Consider the following 13,109-nt stretch of genomic DNA (forward strand, 5'->3'; position numbering starts at 1 on the left):
GGTGGGCCTCAAGGGCTACAGCGTTCATTTCACTTCCGGCGGCGTGGTGAAGGTGTGATACGGCGCCGGTGACGGAATGCTCCACTCCAGGCCTTCGGCGCCATCCCACGGTTTGGCCGGTGCTGGCTCGCCGCCGCGGATGGTTTTGATCACGATGAACAGGAAGAAGAGCTGCGTGGCGCCGAACATGAACGCGCCGATCGACGACACCATGTTGAAGTCGGCGAATTGCAGGTTGTAGTCGGGAATCCGCCGCGGCATGCCCGCCAGCCCCACGAAGTGCATCGGGAAGAAAGCCATGTTCATGCCGATGAACGAGAGCCAGAAGTGCAGCTTGCCAAGGGTTTCGTCGTACATGTGGCCGGTCCACTTCGGCAGCCAGTAGTAGGCCGAGGCGAAGATCCCGAAAATTGCCCCCGGTACTAGTACGTAGTGGAAGTGCGCGACCACAAAATACGTATCCTGGTATTGGAAGTCCGCCGGGGCGATGGCCAGCATCAATCCGGAGAAACCGCCGATGGAGAACAGGATCACGAACGCCACCGCGAACAGCATCGGTGTCTCGAAGGTCAGCGAGCCTTGCCACATGGTGCTGGCCCAGTTGAACACCTTCACTCCGGTCGGCACCGCGATCAAAAGCGTCGCGTACATGAAGAACAACTCGCCCACCAGCGGAATGCCGACCACGAACATGTGGTGCGCCCAGACGATGAACGACAGGAACGCAATGCTCGCCGTGGCGTAGACCATCGAGGTGTAGCCGAACAGCGGCTTGCGCGAGAAGGTCGGAATGATCGAGCTGACGGCACCGAAGGCCGGCAGGATCATGATGTACACCTCGGGGTGACCGAAGAACCAGAACACGTGCTGGAACAACACCGGGTCACCGCCACCGGCGGCACTGAAGAAGCTGGTGTTGAAGTGAATATCCATCAGCATCATCGTCACGCAGCCGGCCAGCACGGGCATCACCGCGATCAGCAGGAACGCGGTGATCAGCCAGGTCCAGACGAACAGCGGCATTTTCATCAACGTCATGCCGGGCGCGCGCAGGTTGAGAATGGTCGCGATCACGTTGATCGCGCCCATGATCGAACTGATCCCCATCAAGTGGATGGCGAAGATGAAGAACGTCACGCTTTCCGGCGCGTAGGTCGTCGACAGCGGGGCGTAGAAGGTCCAGCCGAAGTTCGGTCCGCCGCCGGGGGTGAAAAGGGTCGACACCAGCAGAATGAACGCCGCCGGCAACAGCCAGAAGCTGAAGTTGTTCATCCGCGGCAGGGCCATGTCCGGCGCGCCGATCATCAGCGGGATCATCCAGTTGGCGAGGCCGACAAACGCCGGCATCACCGCACCGAAGACCATCACCAGACCGTGCATGGTGGTCATCTGGTTAAAGAATTCCGGCTGGACGATCTGCAAACCCGGCTGGAACAGCTCGGCGCGAATCACCATCGCGAACGAGCCGCCCAGCAGGAACATGGAGAACGCGAACCACAGGTACAGCGTGCCGATGTCTTTGTGGTTGGTGGTCAGCACCCAGCGCATCAGGCCTTTGGCGGGACCGTGGGCGTGGTCGGCATGACCATGGTCATCGATGACGGCGCTCATGGCTTGTCTCCTGCAAACTGATGGGCTGGGCAGGCCGGGGCGCGATGCCCCGACCGGTTCCTTACGTGCGCAATAGACCGGGTCATTTGCTTTCCGCCTGTTTCAGCTCCAGCACTTCTTTAGGCGTGACCATGTCGCCCTTGTTGTTACCCCAGGCGTTACGTTCGTAGGTCACGACCGCTGCGATATCGACTTCCGAGAGCTGCTTGCCGAACGCCGCCATGGAGGTGCCGGGCTTGCCGTGGAAGACAATGCTTAGGTGATCCTTGATCGGGCCGGTGGCGATTTTCGAGCCCTTGAGTGCCGGGAACATTGGCGGAAGGCCCTGACCTTCGGCCTGGTGACAGGCCACGCAGGAAGTGTGATAGACCTTGTCGCCGCGCTCTTTGAGCTCGTCGAGGGTCCATTCCTTGCTGGTCAGCTCTTTGAGCTGCATGGCTTCAGCCTTGCGCTCGCCCAGCCATTTTTCGTAATCGGCCTTTTCCTTGACCTCGACCACGATCGGCATGAAGCCGTGGTCCTTGCCGCACAATTCGGCGCATTGACCACGGTAGATGCCGGGCTTGTCGACGCGGGTCCAGGCTTCGTTGACGAACCCAGGAATCGCATCACGCTTGACCGCAAAGGCCGGCACCCACCAGGAGTGGATGACATCGGCGGAAGTCACCAGGAAGCGAACCTTGGCGCCGATCGGCAGCACCAGAGGCTTATCGACCTCAAGCAAGTAGTGCTCGCTCTTGGCCTCCTTGTTGTGGATCTGATCAGCAGGGGTGGTCAGGTTGCTGAAGAACTCAACGTCCTGGCCCAGGTATTTGTAGTGCCACTTCCACTGATAGCCGGTGACCTGGATATCAATATCCGGCTCACTGGCGTCGTACATCTTGATCAGGGTTGCGGTTGCGGGAACCGCCATGGCCACCAGGATCAGGAAGGGCACGATGGTCCAGAGAATTTCGACGGTGGTGCTTTCATGAAATTTTGCTGCCACCTGCCCGGTCGAGCGGCGGTGGAGAATCATCGACCAGAACATGGCGCCGAAGACGATGATGCCGATCACTACACAGATCCAGAAAATGGTCATGTGCAGGTCAAATACTGCGTGACTGATTTCAGTCGCTCCCGGCGCCATATTCACAGTCCAGGCCGCTTGTGCCTGACTGAAAATCGACCACAACAGGAGGCCCATCCAGACGTGTGGATGTCGCATCATTGCGGGTTCCCCTTATCGTTCTTGTTATCCCGCCGGCTTTCACCTGCGGCAAGGGAGCGGCATTTTCAGACTACGAACTTGAATCGCCGGGCCTTGCTGCGTGTGCAGTCGGGCGTCATCAGCTAACTCCATTCCCACCCGAGTATAGACAGCGACTGCCACCTCGCAACGTGACGGCGTAAATGAACTGAAACAGCTGGGACTTGCGTTCTGGGTCAGGAATGGAGAAGGATGCAGACGAGTGGTGGTAAATCGATATAACTTTGATGTCTCAAGGATGAAATAATTATGACAAATGTGTCTTAGCATTTTTCGTATGCCAGCTAAGTTATGTCTTCCTTATTTCATTGCCTTTGTTTCCTGGAGTTTTCATGAACACCGCCGCATTGCGCGAGCAGATCCAAAAAGCTCAACAACACGAGGCCGAGACCGGCCTGTTAACTCGTCAACTGGAAACCCAACTGCCGCACCTGCATGCCGCCATCCAATTGCCGGATGTAGACGCCAAGGGCGTGATGACCCGTTTTGTGGCCGCTTATATAGAGCAAGTGCCGGACCTGTTGGACGCAGCCAATGATGTCGCACGGGAAGCGGGCATCGAGTCGCAGATCAAACCGGTGCTGAAAATCGCCGAGCAGTTCTTCCTCCAGCCGCCAGCCATCATGACCGGGCATATCGGCCTGGACAGCCTGCTGGACGAAGCTTATCTGGCGCATCGGTTGGTTGAAGAGGTTAACGACCTGTACATCAAGCATTTTGGCCAGCCACTGATCCCCTTGGACATGACTGTTGCCAACCTGATTGCTCACCAACTGATCGGAGAAAAGTTCGCCAATCAACTGGATGAGGCGGTGCATCACGCCGTGGACGAGATGCTCAATGAAAAGAGCTTCGCGCTGGAATCGGTAGAAGCCTACCGCGAGAAACTCAACAGCCCGGACACCGGCGCTGCATGGAAGCGCTGGCCGTGCCTGTCGCGCCAGCTGGGCGTAGGCCTGGAGCTGGATCAGCCGGCGGCTTGATTCGTTGCCCATAAAAAATCGCAGCCTATTGGCTGCGATTTTTTTTAAGCGGCTGCGGAACCGACGCCCGTCGTGGTTCGTAAGCGCCCTTCCAACCTACGCTTCAACCCCCGCGCTTCAATCAACAGCTTTGAACCCTTCGCCGCATTGGCCCGACCCCATTCCTCCAGCAACTCCAGACACGAGTGATCGATGTAGCTCAGGTTATTGAGCGGCACATGCACCGTCGCGCCCGGAGGAATAGTCCCCAGCACTTGAGTCAGCGCCGGGACTTTGAGGAACGTAGCTGCACCCATCAATCGCAGTTCCATTTCACCGTCCTTGGGCAGGTCGATCAGGCTGATCTTCAGCCGCGAAGCCTTCCAGGCCAGTTTGGCCAAGGTCAGACCGAAACCGATCAGTACGCCGGTCAGCAGGTCGGTGAAGATGATTGCCAGAGCGGTCGCCGCGTAAGTAAACATCGGCATCCGGCCATAGCGGCCGAGGCCACGAAAGGCCTTGAGGTCAACCAGTTTGAAACCGGTGTAAACCAGCACACCCGCCAGGCTCGCCACCGGAATGCTTTGCAGCACGCTGGACAGCAGCAACACGAAAGCCAGCAGCCACAGACCATGGAACACCGCCGACAGTCGCGTGGTGGCGCCGGCCTGGACGTTGGCCGAACTGCGCACGATCACGCCGGTCATCGGCAGCGCGCCGAGCAATCCGCAGAGCATGTTGCCGACGCCTTGAGCTGACAGTTCGCGATCGAAGTCTGAACGCTGGCCGCTGTGCATGCGGTCCACCGCGGCGGCCGAGAGTAGGGTTTCGGCGCTGGCGATAAACGCCACGGCAAACGCCGCAATCAGCAAGGTCGGGTCAGCCAGATTGAGCAAGTCGGCGGGTTTCAGCCAGTCGATCGCTTCCGCCAGGTTGGCCGGGACTTCCACTCGCTTGACCTGCAAGGCGAGTACCAGGCTGGCGACAGTCGCCAGACCTACGCCAAGGAGTGCGCCAGGAATGAAACGCAGGGAATGAGGGCGGAATTTCTCCCACAGCCACATTACTGCAATCGTCGACAGCCCGAGCAAACCGGCTTGCCAGCCAAAGGAGGGCAAAGCCTGGACAACCGCAGCCGGGAAGGCTGCCAGATTATCCAGCCCCGAGGGCTTGGGCACGGAGTCGAGCATCACATGCACCTGTGACAACACGATCAGTACGCCAATCCCGGCGAGCATTCCATACACAACCGCAGGCGCCGTGACCCGAAACCAGCAGCCCAGTTTCAAGCGTCCGGCCACCAATTGCAGAAAACCGGCCAGCAGCAGGATGGGCCCGAGCATGGCGATACCATGCTGGCGCACCAGTTCGAACACCAGGACAGCCAAACCGGCCGCCGGGCCGCTGACTTGCAGTGGCGAACCGGCAATCCAGCCCACCACCAAGCCACCGATGATCCCGGTGATCAACCCTTTGGAAGGCGGCAGCCCCGAGGCGATGGCGATGCCCATGCACAAGGGCAGGGCGACGAGAAACACAACCACGGACGCCAGCAGCTCCCGTGGCAGTACAGCTTTGAGTTGAGCAGCACGCATGGTGACTCTCCCGAAGTTTTCTTCAGGCGTGGCAAAGCCAGGCTGCTAATTCAGCAGCCTCGGCTTTACCACACAGGGATTTTTAGAAGCGCGCTTTGGGCGTCGCCACCGGAATCGGATGGCTGCCATCGAGCGGCAGGAAACAACCCTTGTCCGCGTCGTAAGCTTTGATTTCGCTGGTTTCGATGTTGTAGATCCAACCATGAATAAACAGCTGACCGTTGGCCATGCGCGACGCTACTGATGGGTGCGTGCGCAAATGCTGCAGCTGGGCGATCACATTCTCCTCGGTGAGGACGTGCATGCTTTCGTTTTCGTCAGCGCAATGGCAGTTTTCCTGGACCATGGTTTTTGCCACTTCGGCATGACGCAACCAGGCTTTGACCGTTGGCATTTTTTCCAGGCTTTGCGGGTTGAGCACTGCGCGCATGGCGCCACAGTCAGAGTGCCCGCAGATGATGATGTGCTGCACGCCGAGGGCCAATACTGCGTATTCGATTGCCGTGGAAACACCGCCGTTCATTTGTCCATAAGGCGGCACAACGTTGCCGACGTTACGGGTCACGAACAGGTCGCCGGGGGCGCTTTGGGTGATCAGCTCAGGAACAATGCGCGAATCGGCGCAGGCGATGAACATCGCTCTGGGGCTCTGGGCCGTGGCGAGTTTTTTGAAGAGTTCTTCCTGCTGTGGAAAAACCTCGTGATGAAAATGCAAAAAGCCGTCAACGATATGCTTCAGCGCTGCATCGGCGGTTTCCGCCTCGGGTTGGGCTGAAGCCGACGCAGCCAACGGCTGTTTATCCTTGTCACTCATGATTCATCCTCTTTGGCGGAGTCAGGGAATTTTCCCGTATTGTCCGGTGTGAAGCCAGTGGCTGTTTAAAAAACATCCAGGTCGAAAATCTCGACCCGTCAGTCACTCGATGAACAAGGTAGCCGTTGAAACTTAACTCAAACTGAATAAAAGGCTCTAGGACGTGTGTTCCAGGTTACAAAAAATGTGACCGGCCCAGACCAGGTGCGTTTCCCACTACTCAACCATAGGCCAATTGTCCTCAAATCAACGACATTTGGCGACCCGGCGGACAGAAGGCTTCGCAGTCCAGATTGAAACCTTCGCGACGATTGAGCCCAAGGCGTTTGATGGTTTTGGCAAATCGTTGCGCCAACAGGTCAGCAAACGGCCCTTCACCGCGCATCCGGACGCCAAACCGACTGTCGTAGAGCTCACCACCACGGCTTTGACGAATAAGGCTCAACACATGAGCGGCACGCTGAGGATAGTGGGCCGCCAGCCATTCTTCGAACAGCGGCGCAACTTCCAGCGGCAGGCGCAGCATCATGTAGGCCGCACTTTGCGCACCCGCGGCTTGAGCCTCGGTGAGCAGGCTTTCGAGCTCGCTGTCGTTGATCATCGGAATCATCGGCGAGCACAGGACTCCCACCGGAATTCCCGCTTCACGCATCACGCGGATCGCCCGCAGCCGGGCCTTGGGTGCAGCGGCGCGCGGTTCGAGGATGCGTTTGAGCTCATCGTCCAGGGTCGTGAGGCTGATCATCACCGCCACCAGCCTTTGCTCGGCGAGTTCGACCAGCAGGTCCAGATCCCGAAGAATCAGCGAGCCCTTGGTAATGATGGTAACGGGATGGCGATAGCGCAGCAGCACTTCGAGGGTCTTGCGGGTGATTTTGTGTTCGCGTTCGATCGGCTGATAAGGGTCCGTGTTGGAGCCCAGATTGATCGGCGCGCACTGATAGCCGCGCTTGGACAGCTGTTCTTCCAGCACATCGGCGGCGTTGGTCTTGGCGATCAGTTTGGTTTCGAAATCCAGCCCTGGCGACATGTCCCAATAGGCGTGGCTGGGCCGCGCGTAGCAATAGATGCAGCCGTGCTCGCAGCCGCGATAGGGATTGATCGAGCGATCGAAGGGCAAGTCCGGCGAGTTGTTACGAGTGATGATGGTTTTCGCCGTTTCGATGCGCACCTCAGTGCCTTGGGTGATCGGCGCTTCCTGATACCAGCCGTCATCCTCGGCCACCGAGCGATTCGGCGCGAAGCGGTTGTGCGGGTTGGTGGCGGTGCCGCGACCGCGAGGTGGCAAAGGCGTGTTCATCGAGGGGCTTCCGATGGCTGTATGCGCATACAGTATTCGAGTGATTGATGATAGGCCAGTGCCGTTCGGCAGCTTGATGTTTGATTTTTAGTTAATTCATTTAAGAACGAAGTTGTTATCTGAATCTTTGGTTTAGTCATCATGGGAAACATATAGCGAGTAGCGTTTTTATATGAGCTGTTAGTATTATTCACGCCACACGAAGTTGTCGTGTCATCAATAAATAAAGGGATTTAATTAATGTCGTTTTTCAATCAGCGCGGTATTTTTTTGCAACTATTGGCTCCGAGCATTACCCACCCACTGGAAGCGCAGGTTTCGATGCAGCTTGCTCGTAAAGAGTCGACTTGGGACGCAGTTAATCAGGTGGAAACCGACGCACTGGTCGACTCGGTCTATGTCACGGCTGTCTCCAGCGATGGAGGCCGCTCCTTCAATATCGGCACGATCAGCAGTGATGTAGATGGTGATCGTGATATCGACGGTGATGACAAGGCCAAATTGCTGGCCCTGGCCACGGCTTATTCCAGCATTGTAAACCCGTAAGCGTTGCTAATTAAACCTGCATGAAACTTCAGGCAGGTTTAATTTCAGCTGTCCCCTTATTGGTGCTTGGTTAGTTGTCCAGGTCATCGCTTGAAGTTGATGTCATGTCACTTTTACGTAACTTGGCAACGTCTCCAGATTCTACGGAGACGCATTCAGCTAAAAAACCTCGGTTTTGCGACGAAAGCGATCGGCTGATTCACGATTCTTTGACAGACGGCTCACATGCCTTTGACCGCTCAGGGTTGAAGCTGGGTGTCAGCTTCCCGCCTTTTCCTGAACGGTCCTTACGAGCATGTCTCTACCGCATTGTATCCCAGCGATTTGCCTGTCGCTGGCCGCACTTTTGAACCTGACGCCGGCCCATGCCGACGACGGTGCGTTGCCCCGACCTGCGGAGTGGGCTCAATCGGTGGAGGTGCAATACAACCTCTTCCGAATGTCCCCGACGCTCTATCGCAGTGCATTGCCCGACAGAGGCGCGGTGCCGTTACTGGAAAAACTCAAGGTCGGGACGGTGATCACTTTCCTGCCCGAGTCGGATTCAAGTTGGTTGTCGACACCAGGTATCGCGCAGGTACAGTTGCCCTATCGCACCAACCATGTGGATGACGCGGATGTACTCAAGGCCCTTCGTGCGATCCAGACTGCCGAAGCCGTGGGACCGGTGCTGATGCACTGCAAACATGGATCGGACCGCACTGGCTTGATGGCGGCCATGTATCGGGTCGTGGTGCAAGGCTGGAGCAAAGAAGACGCCATGAAGGAAATGACCCAGGGCGGCTTTGGTGACAGCACCCATTTCAAGGACGGCGTCCGTTACATGATGCAGGCCGATGCCGACAAGCTCCGCACCGCGCTGGCCAACGGCGATTGCAGCACAAGTCCGTTCGCCAGCTGTTCGATGAAGAGTTGGTTCAAATCGGCCCATGTCGAGTAAGCCGCTGCGTCTGCGGGCAACGCCCTCTGACGAAAGCGCGAAAAGATCTTCGGCGATCAGCCGTTCAAGAAACGCTTCCAGGGCGGTCAGCAAAGAGCGCGAATCACCCGGAGAAAAAAACGCCTCGCGATAGGCCTGCCCTGTTTGCGCATTGAAGACCCAGTCTTGGCGGAATTGCTTGAAAGCTTGCGCGAACCAGCGAATAAGGCGGCAGATCCCAGGCCTGCAAAGCGGATGGGTGTCGGGCATGGCGTCTTCCTTGAGTAGAGGCTGGTTTCGGTCAGCCGAGGAAGGAAGCGCAGGGCAAAGGTGGTAGATAGATACCACCTTCCAATCTATTCAGGAGTGGAAGGTGGAGTTGACTCAGTGTTGCTCGTCAGGCTTTTTCTTCAGCTTCGGGTTCGGGAAAAACTGCACGGCCTGAACCTTGGCGTCCGGCACCTTCAGCGCCGAGGTGTTGACCCGCGTGCCCAATTCCTTGGGCACGGACAGGCCTTGTTCATTCAGAGTGTCCGAATAACCGCAGGCCACGCACTCGCGGTGCGGGACTTCGTCTTCGTTCCACATCATCAACTTGTCCGGCTCGCTGCAGGCCGGGCAGACCGCCCCGGCGATAAAGCGTCTTTTGGTAATCACAGGCCCCTCACTCATGCTGCCGCAACCTCACTCAGGCCGCTATGGCGCAAGAGTGCGTCAATCGACGGCGGGCGTCCCCGGAAGTCGATGAACAGCACCATCGGCTCCTGGGAACCACCGCGCGCCAGGATCGCTTCACGGAATGCGTGCCCCGTGTCGGCGTTGAGGACGCCGTCTTCTTCGAACTTCGAGAAAGCATCGGCCGACAGCACTTCAGCCCATTTGTAGCTGTAGTAACCCGCCGCGTAACCGCCGGCGAATATGTGCGCGAAGCTGTTAGGGAAACGGTTGTACGCCGGTGGGCGCATGACCGAGACCTCGTCACGCACACCTTCGAGCACTTGCAGCACGCTGCGACCGTCGCCGTGAGTTGCATGCAATTCGAAGTCGAACAACGAGAATTCCAATTGGCGAACCATCATCAGGCCGGACTGGAAGTTCTTCGCCGCGAGCATTTTGCCCAGCAGGTCCTGAGGCAGCGGTTCGCCGGTTTCGTAGTGACCGGAGATCAGCGCCAGCCCTTCCGGCTCCCAGCACCAGTTTTCCATGAACTGGCTTGGCAACTCGACCGCGTCCCAGGCCACGCCGTTGATGCCGGACACGCCGGCGTGTTCGACGCGGGTCAGCAGGTGATGCAGGCCATGGCCGAATTCGTGGAACAGGGTGGTGACTTCGTCGTGGGTCAGCAGGGCTGGCTTGCCGCTGTCGGCCGGGGTGAAGTTGCACACCAGGTTCGCCACCGGGCTCTGCAGTACGCCTTCAACCGTGCGGCGATGGTCGCGGGCGCCGTCCATCCAGGCACCGCCGCGCTTGTTGGCGCGGGCGTAGAGGTCGAAGAAGAAGCGACCGACGTGCCGGCCGTTTTCCTTGATTTCGAACAGGCGAACATCCGGGTGCCAAGCGTCGAAGCCTTTCTGCTCGGCGATTTCGATGCCGTACAGACGCTGGACGATAGCAAACAGACCGCCCAGCACTTTGTCGATCGGGAAGTAAGCGCGAAGGGCTTCCTGGGCGACGCTGTAGCGCTGCTCGCGAAGTTTTTCGCCGTAGAAACCGCTGTCCCAACTTTGCAGGTCCGGGCAGCCTTGTTCGGCCGCGTAGGCTTTGAGCTGTTCCAGGTCCTGGGCGGCAAACGGCTTGCTGCGCTTGGCCAGATCGCGCAGGAAACTGAGTACCTGAGCGCTCGATTCGGCCATTTTGGTTGCCAGGCTCAGCTCCGAGAAGCTGGTGAAACCGAGCAGCCTGGCCAGCTCCTGACGCAGGTCGAGGATTTCTTCCATGACCGGGCCGTTATCGTTCTGACCGGCATTCGGGCCTTGGTCCGACGCACGGGTGCAGTAGGCGGCGTAGACTTCTTCGCGCAGGCCACGGTCGTGGGCGTAGGTCATCACCGCGTAGTAGCTCGGGAATTCCAGGGTAATCAGGAAGCCGTCCAGACCTTTGGCCTGGGCCGCGGCGGCCATTTGCGCCTTGGCCGAATCGGTCAGGCCGGCGAGGGCGGCTTCGTCGGTAACGTGCTTGGTCCAGGCTTGAGTCGCGTCGAGCAGCTGGTTGGAGAAGCGGCTACCCAGTTCCGACAATTTGCTCTGCACTTCGGCGTAACGCTTCTGTTCGGCTTCCGGCAGGTCGATACCCGACAGACGGAAGTCGCGCAGGGAGTGTTCCAGGATAGTTTTCTGCGCCACGTCGAAACCGGCAGCTTCGGGACTGTTGGCCAGTGCTTCGAACGCTTCAAACAGCTCGCGGTTCTGCCCCAGTTCTGTGGAGTAGGCGCTCAAGGCTGGCAGGCAGGATTCGTAAGCTTCGCGCAGTTCGGCGCTGTTGCACACGGCGTTCAGGTGGCTGACCGGGCTCCAGGCCGCGCCCAGTCGATCATTCAGTTCGTCCATCGCCAGCACCAGGCCGGCCCAGGTCGGTTGTTTGCCCTGGGTTTTGAGTATCTCGATAATGGCGGCGCGGTTGTCAGCCAGGATCTGTTCGATGGCCGGTTGCACGTGTTCGGCACGGATCGCCGAGAACGGCGGCAGGTCGTAGGACTGCAAAAGAGGGTTGTTCACGCTCACGGTTGGCACCTTGGCTGGAAGAAACATGCATGAAGAAACATAGCCCCATCATAATTACAATCGACGGCAACCGCAGCTATCAGCAAAAGAGAGAGCCTATCGTGACCCTTCGCAAATATCAGAACCATACGCCGCTGCTCGGCAAAGGCGCCTTTGTCGACGGTTCGGCGGTGGTGATCGGCGACGTTGAAATCGGCGAAGACAGCTCGGTCTGGCCGCTGACGGTGATTCGTGGCGACATGCACCGCATTCGTGTTGGCGCGCGCACCAGCGTGCAGGACGGTTGTGTGCTGCACATCACCCATGCCGGGCCGTTCAATCCCGATGGCTTTCCTTTGCTGATTGGCGACGATGTGACCATTGCTCATAAGGTCATGCTCCACGGCTGCACCGTGGGCAATCGGATTCTGATCGGCATGGGCAGCATCGTCATGGACGGTGCGGTGGTCGACGACGATGTCATCATTGGCGCTGGCAGCCTGGTGCCGCCGGGCAAACGCCTGGAAAGCGGCTTCCTTTACGTGGGCAGCCCGGTGAAGCAGATCCGGCCGCTGACGGACAAGGAGAAAGCCTTTTTCACCTACACCGCGGCGAATTACGTGAAGCTCAAGAATTTGCATCTGGCCGAAGACTACGACTCGCTCTGACCCTGCACCCTTATTCAGGATTCAACATGCATTACCAAACCGTATTGTTTGATCTCGATGGCACCCTGACCGACCCGCGCGAGGGCATCACCCGTTCGATCCAGTTCGCCCTGAGCAAACTGGGGATCGATGAGCCCGACCTGACCAAGCTCGAACACTTCATCGGCCCGCCATTGTTGCAGGCGTTCATGCAGTTCTACGACTTCGACGAACCCAAGGCCTGGGAGGCGGTGAACTTCTATCGCGAACGCTTCAAAGTCACCGGCCTGTACGAGAATCGTGTATTTGATGGCGTCACGCCGCTGCTTGAAACACTCAGCGGGCAAGGGCGACAGCTGTATATCGCCACGTCCAAGCCATGGATTTTTGCCCGGGAAATTGCCCGGCACTTTGACTTCGCCAAGCATTTCAAGATGATTTACGGCAGCGAACTGGACGGTACCCGGACCAACAAAGTCGAATTGATTGCTCACCTGATGGCTGAAGAAGGCCTGGACCCGGCCAACACCCTAATGATCGGCGACCGTAAGCACGATTTGATCGGTGCGCGCAGCAATGGGCTGGATGCTGCGGCGGTGGGTTACGGTTTTGGCAGTCGGGAAGAGTTGAGCGCCGAAGCACCGGCCTATCACTTCGAGACGCTTGAAGAGATGCATCAGACGTTTTTGCAGCGCTGATCAAATCCATTCGCGGGCAAGTCGGATCGCCGCATCGCTCGCTCCTACAGAGACCGCGTAAATTCTGTA

12 protein-coding genes are annotated in these 13,109 nt (G+C 58.2%); 5 read left to right on the forward strand and 7 right to left on the reverse strand.

The window, feature by feature from the left end; genetic code table 11:
- Positions 1–24 precede the first annotated feature (24 nt).
- Positions 25–1,611 carry a cytochrome c oxidase subunit I gene (gene ctaD / locus ACYZTU_RS01685; RefSeq protein ID WP_461967578.1) on the reverse strand — a complete coding sequence of 529 codons (1,587 nt, stop codon included), beginning with the start codon at positions 1,609–1,611 and terminating at the stop codon, positions 25–27.
- An 82-nt stretch (positions 1,612–1,693) separates the two neighbouring features.
- On the reverse strand, positions 1,694–2,821 hold the full coding sequence (coxB, locus tag ACYZTU_RS01690) for a cytochrome c oxidase subunit II (protein WP_461967580.1): 1,128 nt from the start codon (positions 2,819–2,821) through the stop codon (positions 1,694–1,696).
- A 371-nt stretch (positions 2,822–3,192) separates the two neighbouring features.
- Here coxB and ACYZTU_RS01695 point away from each other — a divergent pair, with 371 nt between their 5' ends.
- Positions 3,193–3,843, forward strand: coding sequence for a hypothetical protein (locus ACYZTU_RS01695; RefSeq protein WP_461967582.1), 651 nt, complete (start codon positions 3,193–3,195; stop codon positions 3,841–3,843).
- A gap of 44 nt (positions 3,844–3,887) precedes the next feature.
- On the opposite strand, the gene ACYZTU_RS01700 is transcribed toward ACYZTU_RS01695, so the two are convergent.
- From ACYZTU_RS01700 to ACYZTU_RS01710, 3 genes are all read right to left on the reverse strand, one after another.
- Complete coding sequence (locus tag ACYZTU_RS01700; protein ID WP_461967584.1) at positions 3,888–5,417, reverse strand: SulP family inorganic anion transporter; 1,530 nt, start codon at positions 5,415–5,417, stop codon at positions 3,888–3,890.
- An 82-nt stretch (positions 5,418–5,499) separates the two neighbouring features.
- Complete coding sequence (locus tag ACYZTU_RS01705) at positions 5,500–6,231, reverse strand: carbonic anhydrase (RefSeq protein WP_282383015.1); 732 nt, start codon at positions 6,229–6,231, stop codon at positions 5,500–5,502.
- Between the two features lie 241 nt (positions 6,232–6,472).
- On the reverse strand, positions 6,473–7,531 hold the full coding sequence (locus tag ACYZTU_RS01710; RefSeq protein WP_461967586.1) for a PA0069 family radical SAM protein: 1,059 nt from the start codon (positions 7,529–7,531) through the stop codon (positions 6,473–6,475).
- A 240-nt stretch (positions 7,532–7,771) separates the two neighbouring features.
- Between ACYZTU_RS01710 and ACYZTU_RS01715 the strand changes: the two genes are divergently transcribed.
- Together ACYZTU_RS01715 and ACYZTU_RS01720 are read left to right on the forward strand one after the other, a co-directional pair.
- Complete coding sequence (locus ACYZTU_RS01715; RefSeq protein ID WP_461967588.1) at positions 7,772–8,077, forward strand: hypothetical protein; 306 nt, start codon at positions 7,772–7,774, stop codon at positions 8,075–8,077.
- 295 nt (positions 8,078–8,372) lie between these two features.
- Positions 8,373–9,017 carry a phosphatase domain-containing protein gene (locus ACYZTU_RS01720; RefSeq protein ID WP_461967590.1) on the forward strand — a complete coding sequence of 215 codons (645 nt, stop codon included), beginning with the start codon at positions 8,373–8,375 and terminating at the stop codon, positions 9,015–9,017.
- 363 nt (positions 9,018–9,380) lie between these two features.
- On the opposite strand, the gene ACYZTU_RS01725 is transcribed toward ACYZTU_RS01720, so the two are convergent.
- Together ACYZTU_RS01725 and prlC are read right to left on the reverse strand one after the other, a co-directional pair.
- Positions 9,381–9,668: a YheV family putative zinc ribbon protein gene (locus ACYZTU_RS01725; RefSeq protein ID WP_059403677.1), complete on the reverse strand. Its 288-nt coding sequence runs from the start codon at positions 9,666–9,668 to the stop codon at positions 9,381–9,383.
- Positions 9,665–11,743 (reverse strand): oligopeptidase A, encoded by a 2,079-nt coding sequence (prlC, locus tag ACYZTU_RS01730; RefSeq protein WP_461967592.1) that lies wholly within the window; start codon positions 11,741–11,743, stop codon positions 9,665–9,667. The genes ACYZTU_RS01725 and prlC overlap by 4 nt, the downstream gene beginning before the upstream one ends.
- A gap of 74 nt (positions 11,744–11,817) precedes the next feature.
- On the opposite strand from prlC, the gene ACYZTU_RS01735 reads away from it, so the two are divergent.
- Positions 11,818–12,363 carry a gamma carbonic anhydrase family protein gene (locus ACYZTU_RS01735; RefSeq protein WP_461967594.1) on the forward strand — a complete coding sequence of 182 codons (546 nt, stop codon included), beginning with the start codon at positions 11,818–11,820 and terminating at the stop codon, positions 12,361–12,363.
- 26 nt (positions 12,364–12,389) lie between these two features.
- Positions 12,390–13,040, forward strand: coding sequence for an HAD family hydrolase (locus ACYZTU_RS01740; protein ID WP_461967596.1), 651 nt, complete (start codon positions 12,390–12,392; stop codon positions 13,038–13,040).
- Positions 13,041–13,109 lie beyond the last annotated feature (69 nt).

This window comes from Pseudomonas sp. HLT2-19-2, from assembly GCF_054898005.1.

What these genes read in the sequence shown, in the direction of transcription:
- ACYZTU_RS01695 (WP_461967582.1), top strand. Translation starts at nt 3,193, where the DNA reads ATGAACACCGCCGCATTGCGCGAGCAGATCCAAAAAGCTCAACAACAC.
- prlC (WP_461967592.1), bottom strand. Translation starts at nt 11,743, where the DNA reads ATGTTTCTTCCAGCCAAGGTGCCAACCGTGAGCGTGAACAACCCTCTT.
- ACYZTU_RS01720 (WP_461967590.1), top strand. Translation starts at nt 8,373, where the DNA reads ATGTCTCTACCGCATTGTATCCCAGCGATTTGCCTGTCGCTGGCCGCA.
- ACYZTU_RS01740 (WP_461967596.1), top strand. Translation starts at nt 12,390, where the DNA reads ATGCATTACCAAACCGTATTGTTTGATCTCGATGGCACCCTGACCGAC.
- coxB (WP_461967580.1), bottom strand. Translation starts at nt 2,821, where the DNA reads ATGATGCGACATCCACACGTCTGGATGGGCCTCCTGTTGTGGTCGATT.
- ACYZTU_RS01700 (WP_461967584.1), bottom strand. Translation starts at nt 5,417, where the DNA reads ATGCGTGCTGCTCAACTCAAAGCTGTACTGCCACGGGAGCTGCTGGCG.
- ACYZTU_RS01715 (WP_461967588.1), top strand. Translation starts at nt 7,772, where the DNA reads ATGTCGTTTTTCAATCAGCGCGGTATTTTTTTGCAACTATTGGCTCCG.
- ACYZTU_RS01725 (WP_059403677.1), bottom strand. Translation starts at nt 9,668, where the DNA reads ATGAGTGAGGGGCCTGTGATTACCAAAAGACGCTTTATCGCCGGGGCG.
- ACYZTU_RS01710 (WP_461967586.1), bottom strand. Translation starts at nt 7,531, where the DNA reads ATGAACACGCCTTTGCCACCTCGCGGTCGCGGCACCGCCACCAACCCG.
- ACYZTU_RS01705 (WP_282383015.1), bottom strand. Translation starts at nt 6,231, where the DNA reads ATGAGTGACAAGGATAAACAGCCGTTGGCTGCGTCGGCTTCAGCCCAA.
- ctaD (WP_461967578.1), bottom strand. Translation starts at nt 1,611, where the DNA reads ATGAGCGCCGTCATCGATGACCATGGTCATGCCGACCACGCCCACGGT.